Origin of the sequence: Limnobacter alexandrii (genome assembly GCF_005871185.1) — a bacterium.
GTDB classification, from domain to species: domain Bacteria; phylum Pseudomonadota; class Gammaproteobacteria; order Burkholderiales; family Burkholderiaceae_B; genus Limnobacter; species Limnobacter alexandrii.
On sequence record NZ_SWKN01000007.1, the window covers coordinates 1 to 23,053 of the forward strand.

Sequence of the window (23,053 nt, forward strand, 5' to 3'; positions counted from 1 at the left end):
TCGGTGTCCTATCCTGAGGTAGGCTAGAGGGTTACAAAAAATATTTCTTCTTTACAGATTTAATCGAAATAAATCAGCTCTTTACAGTTTTATACAAAAGATCGTTACAGTTTTAGTAGAACAGTCGCTTGCCTCCTGGGCCACAGCCAGCGGTGCGGCTACCCACGCACACAAACCCAGGAAAAAAGAAAAAGTCCAAGCGCTTTTCATAAACACCATTGTTGTTGTCATTCGATTGTTGTTACTGAAGAGTATTACTAAAACCAATTGCTGTGTTTGGCAGTACAAAGGTTAATAGCAACATTACTAGTCATCATGGGCCATCATTCAAGCGTTGAAGTAAACCGGGTAGAAAGTTTGGGAAAGAAATTTGAAACTCTCGCACTGGTTGACAGACTCATGGAAGAGAACGAAGCTCTTAGACGTGAGCTTAACCTAAAAACTGCCAGGTTAAGGACTCTGCAAAAAGCAGTGCATGCGTTTTTGATGGGAACCGACGATCAAGACAGCAACAAAGCCAAGCTCATTGAGCAAAGCAAGGAGCAGCCATGACACACTTTGATTTCAAGGAATGGGCCGATCTGTATCAGGTTGACCCGGTTGCATTCGAGCAGCGCCGCGAAGCGGTACTCGAAGGCTATGTGGCCAGCGTGGATTCTGAGCACCGCTTGGCGCTTGAGCAAACCTTGTTCAAGATCCGCATGATTCGCCAACGATCCAAAAGCCCACTTCAATCGGCGATGGAATCATCAAAATTGATGTGGGAGTCGTTTGGCAAATTGCGAGAGCAGGTGCAAAAGCTGGAGCAAGAGCTAAGCCCTGCCCCCCTGAAACAAAATGGTTTGCGCTTGATTGACGAGAATTACACTTCAGCAGCGGATACAGCCGCTGCTGAAGTGGAGCAAGCCGAGCCAGCTGCAAATATGGCTCGGGTTATTCCATTTACGGTTTCAGGCAAACGCGCCCATTAACTGAAACACTCACCCGGCTTGATCCAGCGGCCGGGGCCACTTCCATGCCTTTGCTCATCATGTCGGCCGATGCTGCATACATTCTTGGGTAAGACGGTGGGCCTTGGTTCTCATCGTTGATGGACACTTCACCCAAGGTATAGCCCGTTTTTCCAAAGCCTTTTGCAGCAACGGTTGCCTTGTTCTGAAATTCTTTCATTGCACTTTGCAGCAACTTTTCACGGCTTTGCTCAATTCGAGCTTCGCTTGGAAAGTATTCCAGATTGCTTAGCGTAAGACCTTCTGCAACATTCAGGTTTTTCTGGGCTTTCAACGCTTGCACCGGCATCTCGAAAGTGAGCGAGCCCACGCCTTGCCAGGTTTGAATCACATTGTTTTTTCCGTACTGCGGATAAGTTTGAATGTTGTTTTTCAGTTTGGCGATGTCTTTGTTTTTGGACAAATTGTTGATTGATTTTTCCAACACGGTGTTCACGGCATTCATTGCTTCATTGGCCGTGCCCGCCTGAATTTGTACCTGCCAATTCAGGCGCACCATGTCGTTGTCCACTTCTTCGCTGCTGATCGCGTTGAGGTTTACTGCAGGCGTTTTCTCGCACAGGTCTGCAAATGCAAGCGATGGTGCCAGCAAACCGACCGATGTACTGAACAAGGCGATTTGCAAGGTGTTGGATAATTTCATGTGTGGTCTCGTGAAAGTGAAATAACAGTCAATTTGCAATTCAGGCATTGCTACAATGATTGAACCACAAACAAGCATTCAAATAACGCGTAATCCGCACGACTGGCTGACATGGCAGAACACCTGAGACAACCGAAGTCCCTGATCAGCACACTTTTCACCGTGCTGATTTTGGTGGGTGCAGCAATCGTGTTGTCGCCCTTCCTGTTGGCAATTTTGTGGGCAGGCATAATTGCCACCGCATTTTGGCCGCTGCATTGTCGCATTCGCGGGCGCTTTCCCGGCAAGCCCAATGGCGCTGCATTTCTGACTACCTTGGTGGTGGCCTTCCTGTTGGTCGGTCCCATGATTGGTTTGATCGTGTTTATGGTTCAGGACATTCTTGAAATTACCACCTTCTTGCGACAGGCCGATGACTCCGGCGTTGCGGTACCCGACTGGCTACCCCAAATCCCGGTGCTGGGTGAAATGCTGGTGGCCAGCTGGAAAGAATATTTAAGTGTGCCAAAGCAAATTTCCGGACTGCTGCGTGAAACCCTCACCCAGCGTTTGGGCGATGTGCAAGGCACAGCGTCGGCTATTTTGTTGGAGTTACTTGGGCGGGTTGCAACGCTCTTTTTTGCTTTGTGGGTGTTGTTCTTTTTTTACCGCGATGGCTCCAGCATCAGTATTCGAATGAACCGAATTGGCACGGATTGGCTGGGGCAACGCTGGAAGCCGTATGTCTCCCACATGCCCCCTGCCCTGCGTGCTGCGGTTAACGGGCTTGTGATTGTAAGTTTTGCCGAGGCAGTTATTCTTTCGGTGTTGTTTGCGGCCTGTGGTGTGTATGCGCCTGTTCTCTTGGGCACAATCACGGCATTGATCGCCTTTATACCCATGGCTGCGCCGGGGCTGCTGGCTATATTGGGTATGATTCTGTTTTTGAGCGGTAACGGGGCCGAGGCCATTGTGCTGATTACTGCGGGCATGTTGGTGGTGCTGATTGCCGATTACCTGGTTAGGCCCTTGTTAATTCAAGGTGGCACCCATTTGCCATTTCTGGCCGTGTTGTTCGGTGTGTTTGGTGGCGTGATCACCATGGGCATTGTGGGCTTGATCATTGGCCCTGTGCTGCTGGTGTTGTTGGTGGTGTTTTTCGATGAAGCATCGCACGCGCATCACCACGACACACCCGAGTCCATCAATTGAGTAACGATTTGATCAAGCGAGTTTCACCATGACAAAAGCAATTCAGTTTCCATCACAAATTGGCACGCCCCTGGCACCAAATGCTTTAAAAGTGATGCTCTTGGGCAGTGGTGAACTGGGCAAAGAAGTGATTATTGCCTTTCAGCGCTTGGGTGTGGAAGTGATTGCTGTGGACCGTTACCCCAATGCGCCCGGGCACCAGGTTGCGCACCGCTTTCATGTAATCGACATGACCAATGCAAACGCATTGAAAGCCTTGATTGCTCAGGAGCGCCCCCACATTGTGGTGCCCGAAATTGAAGCGATTGCCACACCGGCCTTGAAAGAACTTGAAGCAGAAGGCGCAGTGCGCGTTGTGCCCACAGCCAATGCAGCATGGCTAACCATGAACCGTGAGGGCATTCGCCGCTTGGCGGCTGAAGAGTTGAATTTAAGCTGCTCGCACTATGCCTTTGCAGACGATTTCGAAACCTTGAAGCAGGCAGTAGAAAAAGGCATTGATGGCAAAAAGCCGGTGGGCTACCCCTGCATCATCAAGCCTGTGATGTCATCTTCTGGCAAAGGGCAATCCAAAGTGGACAGTGCCGGTGAGCTTGAGGCCGCTTGGGATTACGCAGGCAGCGCCGGGCGCGTCAACTCAGGGCGTGTGATTGCTGAATCGCTCATCGAATTCGAGTATGAAATTACCCTGCTCACCGTGCGCAGCCGCAACCCCAAAAGCGGTGCAATCGAAACAAGCTACTGCGAACCAGTTGGGCATATTCAGGTCGCCGGCGATTATGTTGAAAGCTGGCAACCCCAAGCCATGAGTGCAAAAGCATTGGACGAGGCCCGCAAAATGGCTGACCTTGTCACCACGGCCTTGGGTGGAACAGGCTTGTTTGGTGTTGAAATGTTTGTGAAAGGCGACCAGGTTTGGTTTTCTGAAGTAAGCACCCGCCCTCATGACACAGGCATGGTCACTATGATTACGCAGTGGCAAACCGAATTTGAATTGCATGCGCGCGCCATTTTGGGTTTACCCGTGGACACCAGCTTGAAAACACCAGGTGCCAGCGCGGTGATTTACGGTGGGGTGGACAAAGTAGGCATTGCCTTCGAAGGTGTGGCTGATGCGTTGGCCGAGCCCGGCACGGATGTGCGTTTGTTTGGCAAACCCGAGTCGTTTGTGAAACGGCGAATGGGTGTTGCCTTGGCGCGCGATGTGAATGTGGAAGAAGCCCGCGCGAAGGCGAAGCGGGTTGCTGCGAAAGTAAAGCCTATTGGTTGACTTGTTTGGCTTGTGTCACTGCCCGTTTGGAACTGACCTGCTGTGGGGCTGCCTATGGCATGCCCGTCTGCCTTGATCAAGCCCGCAGAACGAGTGGCCATCCTTTATTAATTCAGCCCCAAACTCTCGCGGTATTCCTCGTAGGTACCACGATAATCGGTAATGCCGTCTTCACGCATTTCAAAAATGCGCGTGGCAATGCCTGATACAAACTGGCGGTCATGCGACACCACAAACACCGTGCCCTCGTATTTTTCGAGCGCATACTGTAGCGATTCGATCGATTCCATGTCCAGGTGGTTGGTGGGTTCATCAAGCAGCAACACATTGTGGCGACCCAGCATCAGGCGACCAAACACCAGTCGGTTCTTCTCCCCACCGGAACATACCTTCACTTGCTTGGAAATTTCATCGTTCGAGAACAGCAAACGCCCCAAAATGCCGCGAATGGCTTGGTCATCGTCACCTTCCTGCGAAAAGCGTTCCGTCCATTCACGCAAATTCAGAGGCACGTTGAATTCGTCGCTCACGTCCTGTGCCATGTAACCCAGGTCTGCATTTTCCGACCATTTCACTTCGCCGTAAGTGGGCGCCAATGCTTTCGCCAGCAGCTTCAACAGTGTGGTTTTGCCCATGCCGTTGGCACCCACAATGCCCACCTTGTCGCCCGCCTCTACCATGATTGAGAAATCGCGGATCACCTTGTTGTCGCCATACGCTAGGCTGACATTGTCCAATTCAACAGCCAAGCGGTGCATTTTCTTTTTCTGCTCAAAGCGTATGAATGGATTCTGGCGTGAGGAAGGTTTCAGGATCACAGTGTCTTGCTTGATTTTCTCAATCTGCTTTTGACGTGATGTGGCCTGGCGTGCCTTGGACTTGTTGGCGGCAAAGCGGCGTACAAAGTCTTGCAAATCTGAAATACGTTCTTTGGCGCGCGCATTCGATGCCTGTGCGCGTTCACGGGCCTGTGCTGCGGCCAGCATGTAATCGTCGTAGTTGCCAGGTACCACTTGCAAGGTGCCGTAATCCAGGTCAGCCATGTGGGTACACACTTCGTTCAGAAAGTGACGATCGTGGCTGATGATAATCATGGTGCTTTCATACTGGTTAAGCACGTTTTCCAGCCAGGCAATGGTGTTGATGTCCAGGTTGTTTGTGGGTTCATCCAGCAACAACACATCGGGTTTCGAAAACAGCGCTTGTGCAAGCAACACCCGCAGTTTCCATCCAGGGGCAATTTCACTCATTGGGCCATTGTGGCTGTCCAAGGGTATACCTGCACCCAACAACAGTTCGCCAGCGCGTGCCTCGGCTTCATAGCCACCAAACTCGGCATACACCGCTTCCAGGTTCGCGGCGCGCATGTAGTCATCATCCGTGGCCTCTGGGTTGGCGTACAAGGCGTCGCGTTCAGTCATGGCGGCCCACATTTCCTTGTGACCCATCATGACCACATCGAGCACGCGGTGATCTTCAAATGCAAATTGATCCTGGCTTAGCTTGCCCAGTCGAACATTGGGCTCAATGACAACGGTGCCGCTGCTGGGCTCCAGGTCGCCGCCCAGAATTTTCATGAAGGTGGATTTTCCGCAGCCGTTTGCGCCAATCAAGCCATAGCGGTTGCCATCGCCAAATTTCGCGTTGATGTTTTCAAAAAGCGGCTTGGCGCCGAACTGCATGGTGATATTGGCTGCGGTGAGCATAAGTATTGGAAAAGTCAGTGATTTTTAACGAAGGGGGCATTATACATGCCCAAGCTTCCGGTGCGCTGAGTGAGTGCTCTGACTAAGGCCTAGCGAAGGTTTTGAACCAGGCGTGCGCCGAGTTTGCTGGGCCCTGCTTCGATGGTCAAGGTGCCCTGCCCGCCTTGAAACCAACAGGCCTTGGGGGTGCAGTGCCCAAACGGGAAATTCAGCAGCACTGGCACTTGTTTCAACTGGCTTCGTACAAATTCAGCGGCACTGCTCAGGGTGTAACCATTGTCATGCGTGCCCGGTTTGGGTTCACAAAAGTTGCCAAGCACAATTGCCTGTTGTTGGGCCAACACACCAGCGTGCAGCAATTGAAGCAGCATGCGTTCAATTTTGTAGGCGGGCTCGTTCACATCCTCAAGCACTAAAATGCCACCGGGCACACTGGGTAGCCAAGGCGTTCCCAGCAAGCTGCACAGCAATGTCAGGTTGCCGCCCCACACTGGGCCTTCTATCGTTGCGGTATGGCCTTTGGTGTTGAGCCCGAAACAATCAACAGGCCATTCAATCTCGACAGCCTGTTCGTTCACAGCACGTAAAAAATGTTTGGCGGTTAAAGGGTCTGCGCCCTGCTCAGCGCCAAAATCAAAACAAGCCATGGGCCCATGCAACAAACTGACAGGCTCGGCGCCTGCTTTCATCAATGCCAGTTGCAGGCTGGTAATGTCGCTGTGGCCGCACAACAAGTGAGCCTTGGAATTCAACAGCGATGCGAGTTTCGGGAAATTCAACTTCGGCAACAATCGGCTTAAGCCGTAACCTCCGCGGGTGGCCATCAGCAGGCTGGGCGTGTCCAGTTTAAATGCGCTTTCCAGGCTGGCCATGCGTGTGGCTTCATCACCCGCAAAGCGCTGCACGCGCAGGCGTGCCTCAGGCATTTCCGAAACACAAAAACCGTATTGATTGCTTAAATGCCCGCAGGCGAGATCCAGCAAGGCTTCATCAATCAGTGCGCCACTGGGTGAAAACATGACAAGCTGATTCAGGGCATTGCGCTGTTTTGAGTTCAATTCAATTCCGGTTTCAAAAGTAAGGTCACAGGTACTGCTTCCAGGAACGCACAGGTTCACCGCTGAAATAATCGCACAAACTGGCCAGTATGGCGGCCTGTTGTGTGTGTTGACCTGCTTTCAACACGCTGCTTCGCTCAGCCAATGTTTCGCATACTTGCTCAAGGCCTGTCTGCAACAAGTCTTGCGGCACTGTAAACCCAAGTTGTGCAAGTTCCTCGATGGTTTGCTTGTTGGCATTGGGCAAGTGCAGCAGGCTGCCCAGGTCAGCAATGGTTTGCTCTCTTTGTTTGCGGCGTGCCTTAAAAAAACTGCCCAACAATTCTTCGCTTTCCTGTGCCATGTAGCCAGTTTCAAAAACACAGGGGTGCCAGGCTTGTGCTTGTTCGTACACCAGCAACGATTGTTTCAAATCGCCGTTGTAGCGTGACTGTGCGCAACCCACCACCACCCTGCCAATTCGAGCATGCAAAATGGCGCCAATGCACATGAGGCAAGGCTGAAGCGTGACGTACAAAGTGGCCTGCGCCCCCAAACGGTAGTTACCCGCGGTTTGACAGGCCTGTCGAATGGCCTGTATTTCAGCATGCGCACAGGCATCATTCAGGGAAACAGGCGCATTGTGTGCTTGGGCAATGGCTTTCCCATCCATCACTATGGCTGCGCCAATCGGTACTTCGCCGCCCAGTGCGGCAAGCTTTGCTTGCTGCAACGCAAGTTCCATCCAAGGCATGTCCTCGGCCTGTCCTTGGTGCGTCAGTATCGAAAATTTTCCGGGCAGCTTGCTGGTCTGCATAGTCTTCAAAGTAAGCCGAATAAAGTGTTGTCAGTTTGACATAAAAAAAACCCGGCACCAGGCCGGGTTTCTATTCTGTGGGCCGCTTCAGCTTTTACTGGTCAGCCTTGAGCAATCTGCGTTGATTCCACGCAATGATTTCACCGACAATTCCTCGCCTGAAAGCCAGCACCACCACAATGAAAATAAAGCCGGTCACGATGGTGACCTGTTCGCCTAGCGAGCGGAACCAGGCAATATCGGTTGTCACCGCCATCCAGGTGCCAAATTCACCGATGCGGTTTTCCAGGGCAATAATGACAATGGCGCCCACAATGGGGCCTGCAAGTGTGCCCAATCCTCCAACGAGGGTCATCAGCACCACCAAGCCAGACATGGTCCAGTGCACATCAGTCAGTGTTTCAAACCCCAGCACCGAGGCTTTTGTGGCGCCTGCCAAACCCGACAAAGCGGCTGACAACACAAACACCAGCAACTTGTATTTGTCCACGTCGTAGCCCAGTGAAATGGCGCGTGGTTCATTTTCCTTGATCGCTTTCAGAACTTGCCCAAAGGGCGAATGCACTGTGCGAACAATCAGGGCGTAGCCTGCGATGCAAATGGCCAATACGACGAAGTACAAAGTAAGGTCGTCACTTAGATCAACAACACCAAACAAGGTGCCGCGGGGTATGCCCTGTAAACCATCTTCACCGCCAGTAAACGGTGCCTGCAAAAAGATGAAATACAGCATTTGTGCAAGGGCCAGTGTAATCATCGTGAAGTAAATGCCTTGCCGCCGTATGGCCAAAGCACCCATAACCAAACCAATGAGCGCTGCGAATGCAACGCCTGCCAACAGGCCAAGCTCAAAGGGCATGCCCAGATCGCGAATGACATAGCCTGCAATGTACCCCGCACCGCCCAAGAATGCGGCATGGCCAAAAGACAAGAGGCCTGTGTAGCCAATCAGCAAATTGAATGCACAGGCAAACAGTGCGAAACACAGCAGCTTCATCAGCAGCACCGGGTACATGAAAAATGGTGCAGCCAAGGCGAGAATGATTGCCGCAATGGCGATAATTGTATTTTTGTTCATCGTGTCAAACCCTTTATTTCTCGCGACCGAACAAACCGGCCGGGCGAATCATGAGCACAATGGCCATGATGATGAACACCACTGTGGCTGACAATTCTGGATAAAACACACGGGTCAATCCTTCCACAATTCCCAAGGTAAGCCCGGTGATGATTGAACCCAGAATGGAACCCATGCCTCCAATAACCACTACCGCAAACACCGTGATAATGAGGTTGGACCCCATCAGCGGGGAAATTTGAATGACCGGTGCAGCCAGCACGCCTGCAAAGGCGGCCAATGCCACGCCAAAACCATAGGTGAGTGTCACCATGAGGGGTACGTTAATGCCAAAGGCCTCAACCAAGCGCGGGTTTTCAGTGCCAGCACGGAGCAGGGCCCCAAGCTTTGTTTTTTCAATCATGATCCAGGTGGCAAAACAAACCACCAGCGAGGCCACCACAACCCAGGCCCGGTAATTGGGCAAAATCATGAAGCCCAAATTGGTCGCACCCTGCAAGGCTTCTGGCACGGTATAAGGTTGACCTGAAACACCATAGATCGAGCGGAAAATTCCTTCCAGCATCAAGGTAATGCCGAAGGTCAGCAAGAGGCCATACAAGTGGTCCAGCTTGTAAAGCCAGCGCAACATTGTTTTTTCAATCAGTATTCCGAAGGCGCCCACCAACAAGGGCGCAAGCAACAGCATCACCCAATAATTCAGGTTGAAATAGGCCATGCCCATCCAGGCGAAAAACGCGCCCATCATGTACAGCGCGCCGTGTGCAAAGTTGATCACATTGAGCAAGCCAAAAATAACAGCCAAACCCAGCGACAGCATGGCGTAAAAAGAGCCATTCACGAGACCAAGCAGCAGTTGCCCCAAAAAGGCCTGCAAAGGTATTCCAAAAATTTCCATAAGTACGAGTCCAGCATTTGCCCCCGTGGCAATCAAACCTCGGGGGCATTGGTCTTATTGTGGTTTTACTGAATTACTTCCACAAAGCGCACTTGGTCTCTGCTTTGGTGGTGAACGCCTGTTCGCCCGGAATGGCCTGTACAACCTTCAGGTAATCCCATGGTTTTTTGGATTCTTTGGGGTCTTTTACCTGCATCAGGAACATGTCATGAATCATGCTGCCATCGGCACGGTAGTAGCCGTTCTTGGCGTACATGTCGTTCACCTTCTGCTTGCGCAGGGCTTCCATCACTTTGGCACCATCATCGCTGCCCGCTGCTTTCACCGCATTCAGGTATTGCAGGGTTGCTGAGTAATCGGCTGCCTGCAAGCTGCTGGGCATCTTCTTCATTTTGTCGAAGAAGCGCTGCGACCACTTTCTGGTTTCATCGTTTTGATCCCAGTACCAGCTGTCCGTGAGGTACATGCCCTTGGTTTGGCCCAATCCCAAAGCGTGTACGTCATTGATGAACATCAACAGACCGGCAAGCTTCATGCTGCCGGTAACGCCAAATTCATTGGCTGCCTTGATGGAGTTCACGGTGTCGCCGCCCGCATTGGCCAAGCCCAGAATTTGAGCGCCCGAGGCTTGTGCCTGAAGCATGAAACTTGAGAAATCAGATGCAGACAGCGGGTGGCGAATTGCACCCTTCACAGTACCACCGTTGGCTTTCACCACGGCAGTGGTGTCAGTTTCAAGCGAGGTGCCAAAGGCATAATCAGCGGTCAGGAAGTACCAACTTTTACCGCCCTGCTTCACCACCGCTGAGCCGGTACCTTTGGCCATTGCCACGGTGTCGTAAGCATAGTGAATACTGTAGGGGTTGCATTCTTCATTGGTAATGCGCGCTGTACCTGCACCAATGACGAAGTTGGGCTTTTTCTTTTCATCCGCTACTTTGGCCATGGCCAGCGCTGTACCCGAGTTGGTGCCGGAAATCAGCATGTCCACGCCCTCCCGATCGAACCACTCCCGTGCCTTGCTGGCGGCAATGTCAGCCTTGTTTTGGTGATCGGCAAACACCAGTTCAATTTTCTTGCCGTTCAAAGTGCCACCAAAATCAGCGATCGCCATTTTAACCGCCTCTACACCGCCGGGGCCGTCGATGTCGGCATACAAGCCAGACATGTCAGTGATCACACCAATCTTGATTGTGTCGTTGGAGTACTGTGCCTGGGCCGAGCCAGCAGCAAATGCAAAAAGCGCGGCCAGACCGGTTGCGATTGGTTTTAATTTCATCATCATCTCCTTTGGTTTAAGTCCAATCCCTTGAAAGGTTGGTTTTTATACGCCCAGCAGCGAATGCAGCACGGGCATTTTTTCATCGAGTTCCGAGGCGGCAAATGCCTCCACAATCTGGCCGTGCTCTACCACGTAGAACCGATCGGCCAGGGGTGCAGCAAAACGGAAATTCTGTTCCACCATCACAATGGTGTAGCCTTTGGATTTCAGGGTGGTAATCATCCTTGCAAGGGCTTGAACAATCACGGGCGCAAGCCCTTCTGAAATTTCATCAAGCAACAACAGTTTGGCACCGGTTCTCAAAATGCGTGCAACTGCCAGCATTTGCTGTTCACCACCCGACAAACGCGTGCCCTGGCTTTTCTTGCGTTCAGCCAGATTGGGAAACATCTCGTAAATTTCGGCCACACTCATGCCCTTGTCGGTCTTTGAGACAAAAGGAGGCAGCATCAAATTTTCCTCTGCCGACAGCGAGGAAAATATCCCCCGTTCTTCCGGGCAGTACCCAACACCCAGGTGGGCAATTTTGTGGGTGGGCATGTTGATGGCTTCGGTGCCGTTGATTTTGATCGACCCTTTGCGTGAACCAGTCAAACCCATGATGGCACGCAGGGTGCTGGTGCGCCCTGCTCCATTTCGTCCGAGAAGCGTGACAACCTCCCCGGTTTTAACAGTCAGGTTCAGGTTGTGCAGAATATGCGATTCACCATACCAGGCGTTTAAATCCGATATTTCCAGTGCATTGCTTGTTGCTGTGTTGCCCATCAGTGCGCACCCTCCAGTACGCCCGTGCTGGAACCCATGTAGGCCTCCATCACCTGTGGGTTACGCGACACCTCCTCATAACTTCCCTCGGCCAGTACCGCGCCGCGCTGAAGAACCGAGATGCGATCGCTAATGCCTGCCACCACATTCATATTGTGTTCAACCATCAAAATGGTTCTGCCTGTCGATACTTTTTTAATCAGTTGGGTTACACGATCCACATCTTCATGACCCATGCCTTGTGTGGGTTCATCCAAAAGCATCAATTCGGGTTCCATGCCCAGGGTTGTGGCAATTTCAAGTGCACGTTTGCGGCCATAGGGCAGGTCCACGGTCAGGGTGTCTGCAAAGCGTTCCAGATCAACCAGAGAAAGCAAAGCCATCGCTTTGTCGTTCAGCACAGAGAGTTTCTTCTCGCTTTTCCAGAAATGAAAAGAATTGCCCAGAGGACGTTGCAAGCCAATGCGTACGTTTTCAAGCACGGTGAGGTGCGGAAAAACCGCGGAAATTTGAAACGACCGAATGATGCCCTGCCTGGCAATCTGGGCTGGTTTGGCACTGGTGATGTCTTTGCCGTTAAACAAAATTTGACCCGATGTGGGGGCTAAAAATTTCGTCAACAAATTGAAACAGGTTGTTTTACCTGCGCCGTTGGGGCCAATCAAGGCATGAATATGGCCACGTTGTACTTTTAAATTCACATCGCTGACCGCAGTGAATCCCTTGAATTCCTTGGTCAACGCCCTTGTCTCCAACACTACTTCTGCCATGGGTTCTCCATGTTGTCATTGTCGTTATGCCAACTGATGCCGGGCTGCACCAATGGTTAAATATCGTCAATGATGGTGGCATGTGTGTTTTCATTCTGGAATTAGGGCAAACCTCACCCCCTGAATGCAAAAAAGCCCGCATGTGCGGGCTCTCTTGTAAGGCTGAAGTAAGTGACTGGTTTCGCCGTGGGTGGCTTATTCCCATTCAATGGTCGCTGGCGGTTTTCCAGAGACGTCGTACACCACGCGATTGACGCCTTTTACTTCGTTGATGATGCGGTTGGAAATGCGCCCCAGCAATGAGTACGGAAGGTGGGCCCAATGCGCGGTCATGAAGTCTTGAGTTTGTACGGCGCGAATGGCCACCACATATTCGTAAGTACGGCCGTCGCCCATTACTCCCACTGACTTCACTGGCAAAAATACCGCAAAAGCCTGACTGGTCAGGTCGTACCAGCTTTTGCCAATTTGTTCATCGGTACACAATTCCGCTGCTGCGTCTTTGGCGGTGGCTTTGGTGTTACGCAATTCTTCAATAAACACGGCATCTGCACGTTGCAAAATTTCGGCATACTCAGCTTTCACTTCACCCAGAATACGAACGCCGAGGCCAGGGCCCGGGAACGGGTGGCGGTACACCATTTCAGGATCAAGCCCAAGTTCTACGCCAAGTTTGCGCACTTCATCCTTGAACAGATCGCGCAGGGGCTCAAGCAGTTTCAGGTTCAGCGTGTCGGGCAAGCCACCCACATTGTGGTGGCTTTTAATGCTGGTGGCTTTGCCGGTTTTTGCACCCGCTGATTCAATCACGTCCGGGTAAATGGTGCCTTGAGCAAGCCACCTGGCGTTGGCGCGCATGCCCGCCTCGCGCTGGAACACATCCACGAATGCTTTGCCAATAATTTTGCGTTTTGCTTCAGGGTCGGTGACCCCTTTAAGCTGTCCCATGAATTCTTCGGTGGCATTGACATGCACCACGCGCACACCCAAATGTTTGGCAAAGGTTTCCATCACCTGCTCGCCTTCTTTGAAACGAAGCAAGCCATGGTCTACAAACACGCAGGTCAGTTGATCACCAATCGCCTTGTGGATTAACGCTGCTGCAACTGAAGAATCAACACCACCCGAAAGGCCCAGAATTACTTCATCACTGCCCACCTGGGCACGAATTTTTTCAACTGCTTCATCCACAAAACTGGGCATGGACCAGTCACCTTTGCAGCCGCAAATGTCGCGCACAAAACGCGCCAATATCTCCTTGCCCTTTTTGGTGTGAGTAACCTCAGGGTGAAACTGCACGGCATAGAAACCGCGTGTTTCATCGGCCATGCCAGCGATTGGGCATGAGGGTGTAGACGCCATTAGCTTGAAATTGGGTGGCAGTTCTGTGACCTTGTCACCGTGACTCATCCATACATTCAACAGGCCGTGGCCTTGCTCGTTGGTTTCGTCTTCAATGCCATCGAACAACTTGGTGTGGCCGTGGGCACGAATTTGAGCATGGCCAAATTCCCGCACTGTACCCGCTTCAACTTTGCCGCCCAGTTGCATGGCCATGGTTTGCATGCCGTAGCAAATGCCAAGCACGGGTACACCCAGATTGAACACCAGTTCTGGGGCTCGGTCGGTGCTCTCTTCATAAGCTGACTGGTGGCTACCCGACAAAATAATGCCTGAGGCACCATAATCTTTGATCCGCTCCGGTTCAACGTCGCAGGGCAAAATTTCACAGAAAACGCCGCATTCACGCACACGTCGCGCAATGAGCTGTGTGACCTGTGACCCGAAGTCGAGTACCAAAATTTTCTGATGATTCATGAGGTGTTCTTTGAATGTCTTAAAAGTAATTGACCCAAGGCAATGTTGTGCCGGGTTTAGCTAAGGCTTAACAAGCGATCAACCGCCTGCACTGCCGTGCATTGAAGCTCGTCGCCGGACAGGCTGAGAAAGTTGATGTCCACATCAACCAGTGCCTTCACGCCATGAGTTTCGAGTGTGGTTTCACGGAAGCTGGTTTTTAGCTGTTCCAGCAAACGGGCGACCTCTGAATCGGTCATGCCCGAACCAACAGCCACAAATGCATCTGCGCCCAACGAACCTATGCTCGAACCATTGGGCAAGGCATCGCGAATGATGGACGCGGTGAATTTGGTGAAATCAACGATTCGGTCGCGACCGAACCGGTTCAAAATCAGATCAAATGAACTGAGTTTGACGTGCACCAAGGAAAGATTTTCTCGCTTGCGCAAAGCGTGTTCCAGTTCTTTGTCCAGCAGTGCCTCAAAGCCACGCCTGTTCCATGAGCCCACAATTGGATCAATCAGCAGTGACCTTTGGTTCTCATTGAGTGAGCGTACAAATCGTGTCACCACATTGTCGTCTACCGGCTTTGCAATTTCCGCTTCAACCAGGCGAGCAAAATCGCGTAGATCCTGCCTGTCTTCTTGGGAAAATGTGCGTGGTACGCTGTCAATTACGCAAAGCGTACCAATGGTGACACCGAATGAATCACGAATGGGTTGACCTGCATAAAACCGGATTCTCGGCCCATCCAAAACCAATGGGTTGTCCATAAAACGCGGATCAAGCAAGGCGTTTTCCACAACCAACGGTTCATCACTCAAAATGGCATGTCCGCAGAACGAAACTTCACGATCTGTAGAGCAGGCGTTCAGGCCTTGTAGCGATTTAAACCACTGAATCTCTTTGTAAACAATGGTGACCAGGGCGGTGTCAATATCAAAGTGCCGACAAACCAAACGCGTGATGCGATCAAACCGGGCCTCGGATGGGGAGTAAATCATCCCCAGGTTTTGGATCGCCCGTGTTCTTTCTGCTTCGTTGTCTGGAATGTCAGGTTTTTGCATGGCTGCTTCGCTGTATTCAGGCTTTGTTAATCGACATGGTAGTTCGGTGCTTCTTTGGTAATTTGAACGTCATGCACATGCGATTCCCGAATGCCTGCCGATGAAATTTCCACGAACTCGGCTTTTTCATGCATCTCGGAAATTGACCTGCAACCCACATACCCCATGGATGAACGAACACCGCCCACCAGCTGGAAAATAATGGAAAGCACAGAACCTTTGTAGGGCACTCGACCTTCAATACCTTCGGGCACCAACTTGTCCGCATTGTTGGCTGGGTCCTGGAAGTAGCGGTCGGCAGAGCCCTGCGTCATTGCGCCCAGTGAACCCATGCCGCGATAGGCCTTGTAGCTACGCCCTTGGAACAACACCACTTCACCGGGTGCTTCTTCGGTGCCTGCAAACATGCCACCCATCATGGCGCAGCTGGCGCCAGCGGCCAGTGCTTTGGAAATGTCGCCGGAATAACGAATACCACCGTCTGCAATCACGGGTACGCCAGTGCCTTGCAGGGATTTGGCCACATTGGCGATCGCGCTGATTTGAGGAACACCCACACCAGCGACAATTCGCGTTGTGCAAATAGAGCCGGGGCCAATGCCCACTTTGACACCGTCTGCACCATGTTCCATCAGGGCAATGGCTGCACTGGCTGTTGCAATGTTGCCGCCAATCACATCCACTTGCGGGAAGTTCTGTTTCACCCAGCGAACGCGGTCCAGTACGCCCTTGCTGTGGCCGTGGGCTGTGTCAACCACAATCACGTCCACACCGGCTGCCACCAGTTTTTCCACACGTTCTTCCGTGCCATCGCCGACGCCCACGGCAGCGCCCACGCGCAGCTTGCCGTGAATGTCTTTGCTGGCCCAAGGGTGTTCAGTGGCTTTTTGAATGTCTTTGACCGTGATCAGGCCTTTCAGGCTGTTGTCTTCACCCATAACCAACACGCGCTCCAGGCGGTGTTTGTGCATCAGGGCTTTGGCTTGTTCCAGGCTGTCGTCTTCCGACACGGTCACCAAGCGTTCGCGCGGGGTCATGACATTGGAAACCGGCTGATCCAGTTTGGTTTCGAAACGCAAGTCGCGGTTCGTGACAATACCCACCACTTTGCCATTCTTGACAACAGGCAGGCCTGAAATTTTGTGTTGCTGTGTAAGTGCAATAACCTGACGAACGGTCAGTTCAGGCTCAATCGTAATCGGGTCGCGAAGTACGCCAGATTCGTGGCGTTTCACTTTGGCCACCTCGGCCGCTTGCTGCGTTGCTGTCAGGTTCTTGTGAACAATACCGATTCCACCTTCCTGTGCCATGGCAATGGCCAACCTGGCTTCAGTCACTGTGTCCATGGCGGCGGACACCAGAGGAATGTTCAGGCTGATGTTTCGGGTCAGTTGGGTAGACAGGGATGTGTCTTTTGGAAGAACGTCTGAAAACGCAGGAACCAGCAATACATCATCAAACGTTAACGCTTTCTGCGTGACACGCATGCAATTTCTCCTTGCGCAAAAGCGAATTATAAAGGATACCCAGCATGCCTGTTTTAGTTTGCAAACAGAAAAACCGGGGAAATTAAAATTTAGGGCATGGTTTTTGATTGCTTGCGGCTTCGGCGCTCATATTTGGCCAATTCTTTCTGGCGTTTCGTCAGCACTTTGTGTTGGGCACGCCTGCGGCGGCTTTCCATGGGGTCGAAGCTCAGCCCGTCGAGAATCTCGATCCGGTCGCCAGGGTGCAATATTGTGCTCTCTGTCGCATACAATCCGTACACAGCGACCGCACGCTCCTTGAACAGGCCTGTAATCCGGTCTTCGTCCAGGCCTATGGCACGCAACGCCTGCTCTAGGGTGGTTTTTTCAGGCAAATCCAAAGGGGTTGGGCTAGACGTGAGTACACCGCCATCGCCGGGACGAAGTTCCAGCCAGTGCACGATCATCACCCTGCCCCAGTGCTGTGAAGTGATTCTGCCCGTTTGATGAAAGAATCTACAAAACTATTGGCCAGGCTTGTGAAAACAGGCCCAACCAATTGTTCAAGCACCTTGCTCGAGAATTCGTAAGTCAGCTTGAAATGCACTTTGCAAGCCTCAGGTGTGAGTTCAATGAAATGCCATGTGCCCTCAAGGTGGGTAAAAGGCCCTTCCACCAGGCTCATGTGGATTTCCTGATGCGGTGTCAGGGTATTCATGGTGCAAAAGCTTTGTTTGACACCTTTGAAGGCAATTTCCACGGTTGCTTTCTCGGTGTTTGAGTCGACGGGCTCAACGCTTCCTGCGCCGCACCACGGCAAAAACTGGGGATAATCGGCCACCGCCCGCACCAAATCGAACATTTGTTGCGTGGAAAAATGAACCAACACGGACTTTTCTACAATGGCCATGAATGCTGAAGGGTTTGTTTCCCGCTGGGAGAAAGGATTAAACTCTCTATTTTAGCGTTTTTCACGCTGCGCCGCACCCAAAGGACGTTTTCGCCGAATTCATGAGCATTATTGACAACAAAAAAGCAGGTTTTGATTACTTCATTGAAGAGAAGTACGAAGCGGGTATTGTGCTGGAAGGCTGGGAAGTCAAATCCATTCGCGATGGTCGTGTGCAAATCAAAGAAAGCCACATTGTGGTTCGCAATGGCGAGTTGTGGCTGTTGAACTGCCATATTTCGCCATTGACCAGTGCATCCACCCACGTCAACCCGGTGAACACCCGCACACGCAAGCTATTGATGCACAAGAAAGAAATTAATCGCTTGATTGGCAAGGTGGAGCAAAAAGGTTATTCACTCGTGCCACTTAACCTGCACTTCAAAAACGGTCGGGTGAAAGTGGACATGGCCCTGGCCAAGGGCAAAAAGCAACACGACAAACGCGATACCTTAAAAGACAAGGACTGGAAGCGGGAACAGGAACGGTTAATGAAGATTCACCGCACCTGATCCAACTAACCGGGCAATCACTTGCCCTGCTTCACGACCTGCATCGCCGCAGCCACCATGGACCCCATATTGGACAGGTCGCCTGGCAGTATCAATGTGTTGCCCACTTTGGCCACACCTGAAAACGCCTCAATGTATTGCTCGGCCACTTTCAGGTTGACGGCCTCCATACCACCGGGCTCGGCCACAGCGGCAGCCACTTTGCGCAGTGCCTCGGCCGTGGCTTCGGCAATTTCCTTGATCGCGCCAGCCTCACCCTGAGCACGGTTGATGGCTGCAATTCGATCACCTTCCGATCGGGCGATGGCCGATTCACGCTCGCCATTGGCGATGTTGATTTGTTCCTGTTTGCGGCCTTCCGACGCGGCAATCAGGGCACGCTTTTCACGTTCTGCTGTGATTTGAGCCTGCATTGAAAGTAAAATCTCACGTGGTGGTGTTAAGTCTTTGATTTCATATCGAAGAACCTTCACACCCCAGTTCATGGCTGCTTCATCAAGTGCCTGAACAATTGCCGCGTTGATCATGTCGCGCTCTTCAAAGGTTTTGTCCAGTTCCATTCGACCAATGATCGATCTCAAGGTGGTTTGTGCCAGTTGCGTAATCGCGCTGATGTAGTCGCTGGAACCATAGCTGGCCCGCATCGCGTCCGTTACCTGAAAATACAGAATGCCATCGACCTGAAGCTGGGTGTTGTCTTTGGTAATACACACCTGGCTGGGTACATCCAGCGGAATTTCTTTCAGGGAATGTTTGTAGGACACACGCTCGATGAAGGGAACCAGAAAATTCAAACCGGCCTGCAAGGTTCGGTCGTACTTGCCAAGGCGTTCAACCACCCACGCGCTTTGCTGCGGCACAATGCGCAAGGCTTGACTGACGAACACAATCGCCAGTATCAATATGACAATTGAAACTTCCATGAATTTTCTCCTTAGATTCGCAGGCCTGGCAACGTGGCCAGACCGATTACGCGTGTGTGGATACGCTTTTGACTTTCAGGACATTGCCCTGAACATCGACAATTTGATGCAGGCCTGTTACAGGCGTGCTGTCTACACTTTCAGCAGCCCAGTTGGCTCCGCGGTAGTGCACATTGGTACGCCCGCCCGCATTCCAGCTTGAAATTTCAAGCTTGTTGCCAATGTCGAGCAAATCATGTTGTTTGTCGGTTTTGCTTCGTTTGATCGAACGGTTGCGAAGTAAAAGGCTGCCAGCCACCGCGAACACGGCGGCTGCGCCAATTTGAATCTCAAGACCGTAGCCCAGGTAGGCCATCAATGCGCCAACGGCTGCACCCAAGGACACCATGAGCAGGTAGAACGTGCCTGTGGTGATCTCGGCAATCAACAAAATACCCGCCAATACCAGCCACAGTGAAAAATTGCTCAATGGTGTTGCTCCTTTTTACTTTTTGTTGAACTTGTCAGCCAGCTTTTGCCAAGTATCAATCACGGTGTCGGGGTTCAGGGAAATGGATTCAATCCCTTCGCCGGCCAACCACAATGCAAAGTCAGGGTGATCGGAAGGCCCCTGCCCGCAAATGCCCACATACTTGCCTTTGGATTTGCACGCCTCAATGGCCTTGCTCAACAAGGCACGCACGGCAGGGTCACGTTCGTCGAAATCAGCTGCAAGAATATCTAGGCCTGAGTCTCGATCCAGGCCCAAGGTCAGCTGGGTCAAATCGTTGGAGCCAATCGAGAACCCGTCAAAATACTCCAGGAACTGGTCAGCCAGCACCGCATTGGACGGCACTTCACACATCATGACCACTTTCAGGCCGTTCTCGCCACGCTTCAGCCCGTTGCGGCCCAGCAGGTCTACAACGCGTGCAGCCTGGTTCAAAGTACGCACGAACGGAATCATGATTTGAACGTTGTCCAGGCCCATTTGTTCCCGAACACGCTTTAGGGCCAGGCATTCCATTTCGAAACACTCGGAAAATTCTTCTGAAATGTAGCGGGCTGCACCGCGGAAACCCAGCATTGGGTTTTCTTCTTCGGGTTCATAACGGCTGCCACCAATCAACTTGCGGTATTCATTCGATTTGAAATCGGACATGCGAACAATCACAGGCTTGGGATAAAACGCTGCCGCAATGGTTGCGACGCCTTCAGCCAGTTTGTCGACGAAAAAGGCAACGGGGCTGGCATGGCCGCGGGCCACACTTTCCACGGCTTTCTTCAAGTCGGCATCCACATTGGGATAATCCAGAATAGCCTTGGGGTGAATGCCAATCGCATTGTTGATAATGAATTCAAGGCGGGCCAAGCCAACACCCTTGTTGGGCAATTGGCAAAACTCAAAAGCCAATTGCGGGTTGCCCACGTTCATCATGATTTTTACCGGAATTTCAGGCAGTGCACCACGTTTCACTTCGCTGACTTCCGTTTCCAGCAAGCCTTCGTAAATATAGCCTGTATCACCTTCCGAACAGCTCACTGTCACAAGCATGCCTTCAGTCAGTTTCTCTGTGGCATCGCCACAACCCACCACGGCTGGAATACCCAGTTCACGGGCAATAATCGCGGCATGGCAAGTGCGGCCACCACGGTTGGTGACAATGGCAGCAGCACGTTTCATGACGGGTTCCCAGTTGGGATCGGTCATGTCGGTCACCAGAATGTCGCCAGCCTGTACGCGGTCCATTTCAGAGGAATCATTGATCACCCGAACGGAACCTGCGCCAATCTTTTGACCAATCGCTCGGCCCGAACTCAAAATCGCTGAATTGCCTTTGAGTTTGTAGCGCAATTGCACGTCATTGTCTTTCTGCGAGTTCACGGTTTCCGGGCGGGCTTGCAAAATGTACAGCTTGCCATCGATGCCGTCTTTGCCCCACTCAATGTCCATTGGGCGGCCGTAATGTTTCTCGATAATCATGGCGTATTTGGCCAACTCGATTACATCGTCGTCGTTCAGTGAATAGCGGTTTCGTTGCTCGGCAGGAACATCCACGGTGCGCACGCTTTTGCCGCTTTCTTTCAGCGCGTCAAACTCCATCTTGATCAATTTCGATCCGATTTGACGGCGAATAATGGGGTACTTACCCTCAGCCAAGGTGGGCTTGAAGACATAAAATTCATCCGGGTTTACAGCACCCTGCACCACTGTTTCACCGAGGCCGTAGCTGGAAGTGATAAATACCACCTGATCAAAGCCGCTTTCAGTGTCCATGGTAAACATGACGCCTGAAGCTGCCTTGTCGGATCGAACCATGCGCTGCACACCTGCGCTCAGGGCAACATCAGCGTGGGCAAAACCTTTGTGTACACGGTATGAAATGGCGCGGTCGTTGTACAACGATGCGAACACCTCCTTGATTTTCTCAAGCACATCTTCAATACCGGTCACGTTCAGGAAAGATTCTTGCTGACCCGCGAAAGAAGCATCAGGCAAGTCTTCGGCTGTGGCTGAGGAGCGAACCGCCACAGAAATATCGCCACCGCTTTGCGCCATCATGGTGGCGTACGACTCACGAATTTCCTTTTCTAGGTCGGCAGGCAGGGGGGCGTCAATCACCCATTGGCGAATTTCGGCACCGGCTTGGGTCAGTGCGCGAACATCATCCACATTTAGGGCATCAAGCTTGGCGTTGATGCGCTCAACCAGATTATTGGCTTTCAGGAATTCACGAAAGGCATGGGCCGTGGTGGCAAAACCGCCGGGCACGCGCACGCCTGTTTCGGCCAATTGGGAGATCATTTCGCCCAAAGACGAATTTTTACCGCCGACAGTTTCTACATCTTCCATTCGAAGTTTTTCGAATGGGGCAACAAGAGCTGTTGGGCTAACTCCTTGATTTGTTGACATTGATTCACCTTGTAGTTCAAAAGAAATAGTGAATGGCGCGATTTGGGCGCACGCGCATCGACTATTTCCCCTGATTTCTTTTTATGATTGTAACTGTAACCCGACCTTTTGCCACCGCTACACACAGGATTGATTCATGTCAGAAAATGTAAGCCAGGAACGCACCGTGGTATTTGTGTCAGACGGAACAGGTATTACCGCGGAAACCCTTGGCCACTCGGTCTTGTCACAGTTCGAAGGCATTCGTTTCAAACAAATTCGTATCCCCTTTATTGATTCAGAAGTGAAGGCAATCTCAGCGCGCCAAAAGATCAATGACATTGCAAAATACGATGGTCAAAAGCCGATTGTTTTTAGTACTTTGGTGAACTCGGTCATTAACGACGTGGTGAAACAGGCCGATGGCGTGTTCATGGATTTGTTCCTCACTTTCGTAGAGCCTTTGGAAAAAGAGCTGGATATCAAGAGCACTCACCGCATTGGACGTTCACACACCATTGCAGACAATGAACAATACAAGAATCGAATCGAAGCAATCAACTACACCCTTGCGCATGACGACGGGCAAACCCACAAAGACCTGCAAGCCGCCGATGTGATATTGGTTGGGGTATCACGTTCAGGTAAAACACCCACGAGCCTGTATTTGGCTATGCAATATGGCATTAAGGCCGCGAACTACCCTTTGATACCTGAGGATTTTGAACGGGGTGAATTGCCAACCGCCCTACCCCCATTCAAAGACAAAATTTTTGGACTCTCGATTTCACCTGAACGCTTAAGCGAAATTCGCAACGAGCGTCGACCAGGCAGCAAATACGCATCACTGGAAAATTGCAGGCAGGAAATTAAAGCGGCTGAATTCATGATGCGCCGCGAGGGCATTAGCTGGCTGAGCTCGACCAGCAAATCGATCGAAGAAATTTCAACCACGATTTTGCAGCAGTTGAATTTGGGCTCGCCGATTTATTAAACG

23 protein-coding genes are annotated in these 23,053 nt (G+C 51.6%); 6 read left to right on the top strand and 17 right to left on the bottom strand.

Going from position 1 to position 23,053, the window contains the following annotated elements:
- Positions 1-399: 399 nt before the first annotated feature.
- Together FCS97_RS16535 and FCS97_RS07390 are read left to right on the top strand one after the other, a co-directional pair.
- On the top strand, positions 400-552 hold the full coding sequence (locus FCS97_RS16535; RefSeq protein ID WP_156799567.1) for a hypothetical protein: 153 nt from the start codon (positions 400-402) through the stop codon (positions 550-552).
- Positions 549-971: a DUF3135 domain-containing protein gene (locus FCS97_RS07390; RefSeq protein ID WP_138517827.1), complete on the top strand. Its 423-nt coding sequence runs from the start codon at positions 549-551 to the stop codon at positions 969-971. The genes FCS97_RS16535 and FCS97_RS07390 overlap by 4 nt, the downstream gene beginning before the upstream one ends.
- Here FCS97_RS07390 and FCS97_RS07395 read toward each other — a convergent pair.
- Positions 943-1,653, bottom strand: a complete 711-nt coding sequence (locus FCS97_RS07395) for an SIMPL domain-containing protein (protein WP_171035219.1) — start codon at positions 1,651-1,653, stop codon at positions 943-945. The genes FCS97_RS07390 and FCS97_RS07395 overlap by 29 nt on opposite strands.
- Positions 1,654-1,764: 111 nt before the next feature.
- Here FCS97_RS07395 and FCS97_RS07400 point away from each other — a divergent pair, with 111 nt between their 5' ends.
- Together FCS97_RS07400 and purT are read left to right on the top strand one after the other, a co-directional pair.
- Entirely contained in the window at positions 1,765-2,844 is a 1,080-nt protein-coding gene (locus tag FCS97_RS07400) for an AI-2E family transporter (protein ID WP_138517829.1), read from the top strand.
- A gap of 40 nt (positions 2,845-2,884) precedes the next feature.
- Positions 2,885-4,114 carry a formate-dependent phosphoribosylglycinamide formyltransferase gene (gene purT / locus FCS97_RS07405; protein ID WP_171035251.1) on the top strand — a complete coding sequence of 410 codons (1,230 nt, stop codon included), beginning with the start codon at positions 2,885-2,887 and terminating at the stop codon, positions 4,112-4,114.
- 107 nt (positions 4,115-4,221) lie between these two features.
- On the opposite strand, the gene FCS97_RS07410 is transcribed toward purT, so the two are convergent.
- From FCS97_RS07410 to FCS97_RS07470, 13 genes are all read right to left on the bottom strand, one after another.
- Positions 4,222-5,820 (bottom strand): ABC-F family ATPase, encoded by a 1,599-nt coding sequence (locus tag FCS97_RS07410; protein ID WP_138517831.1) that lies wholly within the window; start codon positions 5,818-5,820, stop codon positions 4,222-4,224.
- An 89-nt stretch (positions 5,821-5,909) separates the two neighbouring features.
- Positions 5,910-6,878 carry an LD-carboxypeptidase gene (locus tag FCS97_RS07415; protein ID WP_138517832.1) on the bottom strand — a complete coding sequence of 323 codons (969 nt, stop codon included), beginning with the start codon at positions 6,876-6,878 and terminating at the stop codon, positions 5,910-5,912.
- A gap of 25 nt (positions 6,879-6,903) precedes the next feature.
- Positions 6,904-7,674 carry a nucleoside deaminase gene (locus FCS97_RS07420; protein WP_212746457.1) on the bottom strand — a complete coding sequence of 257 codons (771 nt, stop codon included), beginning with the start codon at positions 7,672-7,674 and terminating at the stop codon, positions 6,904-6,906.
- 94 nt (positions 7,675-7,768) lie between these two features.
- The gene (locus FCS97_RS07425) at positions 7,769-8,752 is read right to left on the bottom strand and encodes a branched-chain amino acid ABC transporter permease (RefSeq protein ID WP_138517833.1); all 984 of its coding nucleotides are present in this window, start codon (positions 8,750-8,752) and stop codon (positions 7,769-7,771) included.
- 13 nt (positions 8,753-8,765) lie between these two features.
- Complete coding sequence (locus FCS97_RS07430; protein ID WP_138517834.1) at positions 8,766-9,650, bottom strand: branched-chain amino acid ABC transporter permease; 885 nt, start codon at positions 9,648-9,650, stop codon at positions 8,766-8,768.
- A 73-nt stretch (positions 9,651-9,723) separates the two neighbouring features.
- Entirely contained in the window at positions 9,724-10,929 is a 1,206-nt protein-coding gene (locus tag FCS97_RS07435) for an ABC transporter substrate-binding protein (protein WP_138517835.1), read from the bottom strand.
- A gap of 45 nt (positions 10,930-10,974) precedes the next feature.
- Positions 10,975-11,697 carry an ABC transporter ATP-binding protein gene (locus FCS97_RS07440; RefSeq protein WP_138517836.1) on the bottom strand — a complete coding sequence of 241 codons (723 nt, stop codon included), beginning with the start codon at positions 11,695-11,697 and terminating at the stop codon, positions 10,975-10,977.
- Positions 11,697-12,467, bottom strand: coding sequence for an ABC transporter ATP-binding protein (locus FCS97_RS07445; protein WP_138517837.1), 771 nt, complete (start codon positions 12,465-12,467; stop codon positions 11,697-11,699). The genes FCS97_RS07440 and FCS97_RS07445 overlap by 1 nt, the downstream gene beginning before the upstream one ends.
- 195 nt (positions 12,468-12,662) lie before the next feature.
- Entirely contained in the window at positions 12,663-14,285 is a 1,623-nt protein-coding gene (gene guaA, locus FCS97_RS07450) for a glutamine-hydrolyzing GMP synthase (protein WP_138517838.1), read from the bottom strand.
- Positions 14,286-14,341: 56 nt separating this feature from the next.
- Complete coding sequence (locus FCS97_RS07455) at positions 14,342-15,334, bottom strand: GAF domain-containing protein (protein ID WP_138517839.1); 993 nt, start codon at positions 15,332-15,334, stop codon at positions 14,342-14,344.
- A 26-nt stretch (positions 15,335-15,360) separates the two neighbouring features.
- Positions 15,361-16,821: an IMP dehydrogenase gene (gene guaB, locus FCS97_RS07460; RefSeq protein ID WP_138517840.1), complete on the bottom strand. Its 1,461-nt coding sequence runs from the start codon at positions 16,819-16,821 to the stop codon at positions 15,361-15,363.
- Between the two features lie 89 nt (positions 16,822-16,910).
- On the bottom strand, positions 16,911-17,267 hold the full coding sequence (locus FCS97_RS07465) for an RnfH family protein (protein ID WP_138517841.1): 357 nt from the start codon (positions 17,265-17,267) through the stop codon (positions 16,911-16,913).
- Positions 17,267-17,710, bottom strand: coding sequence for a type II toxin-antitoxin system RatA family toxin (locus FCS97_RS07470; RefSeq protein ID WP_138517842.1), 444 nt, complete (start codon positions 17,708-17,710; stop codon positions 17,267-17,269). The genes FCS97_RS07465 and FCS97_RS07470 overlap by 1 nt, the downstream gene beginning before the upstream one ends.
- 101 nt (positions 17,711-17,811) lie before the next feature.
- On the opposite strand from FCS97_RS07470, the gene smpB reads away from it, so the two are divergent.
- On the top strand, positions 17,812-18,261 hold the full coding sequence (gene smpB / locus FCS97_RS07475) for an SsrA-binding protein SmpB (protein WP_105029104.1): 450 nt from the start codon (positions 17,812-17,814) through the stop codon (positions 18,259-18,261).
- 17 nt (positions 18,262-18,278) lie between these two features.
- Here smpB and FCS97_RS07480 read toward each other — a convergent pair whose 3' ends face one another.
- The 3 genes from FCS97_RS07480 to ppsA are packed head-to-tail and all read right to left on the bottom strand — an operon-like array spanning position 18,279 to position 22,017.
- Positions 18,279-19,184 (bottom strand): SPFH domain-containing protein, encoded by a 906-nt coding sequence (locus FCS97_RS07480; RefSeq protein ID WP_138517843.1) that lies wholly within the window; start codon positions 19,182-19,184, stop codon positions 18,279-18,281.
- A 46-nt stretch (positions 19,185-19,230) separates the two neighbouring features.
- Positions 19,231-19,653 (bottom strand): NfeD family protein, encoded by a 423-nt coding sequence (locus tag FCS97_RS07485; protein ID WP_138517844.1) that lies wholly within the window; start codon positions 19,651-19,653, stop codon positions 19,231-19,233.
- Positions 19,654-19,668: 15 nt separating this feature from the next.
- Positions 19,669-22,017, bottom strand: coding sequence for a phosphoenolpyruvate synthase (ppsA, locus tag FCS97_RS07490; protein WP_246066115.1), 2,349 nt, complete (start codon positions 22,015-22,017; stop codon positions 19,669-19,671).
- 196 nt (positions 22,018-22,213) lie between these two features.
- On the opposite strand from ppsA, the gene ppsR reads away from it, so the two are divergent.
- Entirely contained in the window at positions 22,214-23,050 is an 837-nt protein-coding gene (ppsR, locus tag FCS97_RS07495; RefSeq protein ID WP_171035220.1) for a posphoenolpyruvate synthetase regulatory kinase/phosphorylase PpsR, read from the top strand.
- Positions 23,051-23,053 lie beyond the last annotated feature (3 nt).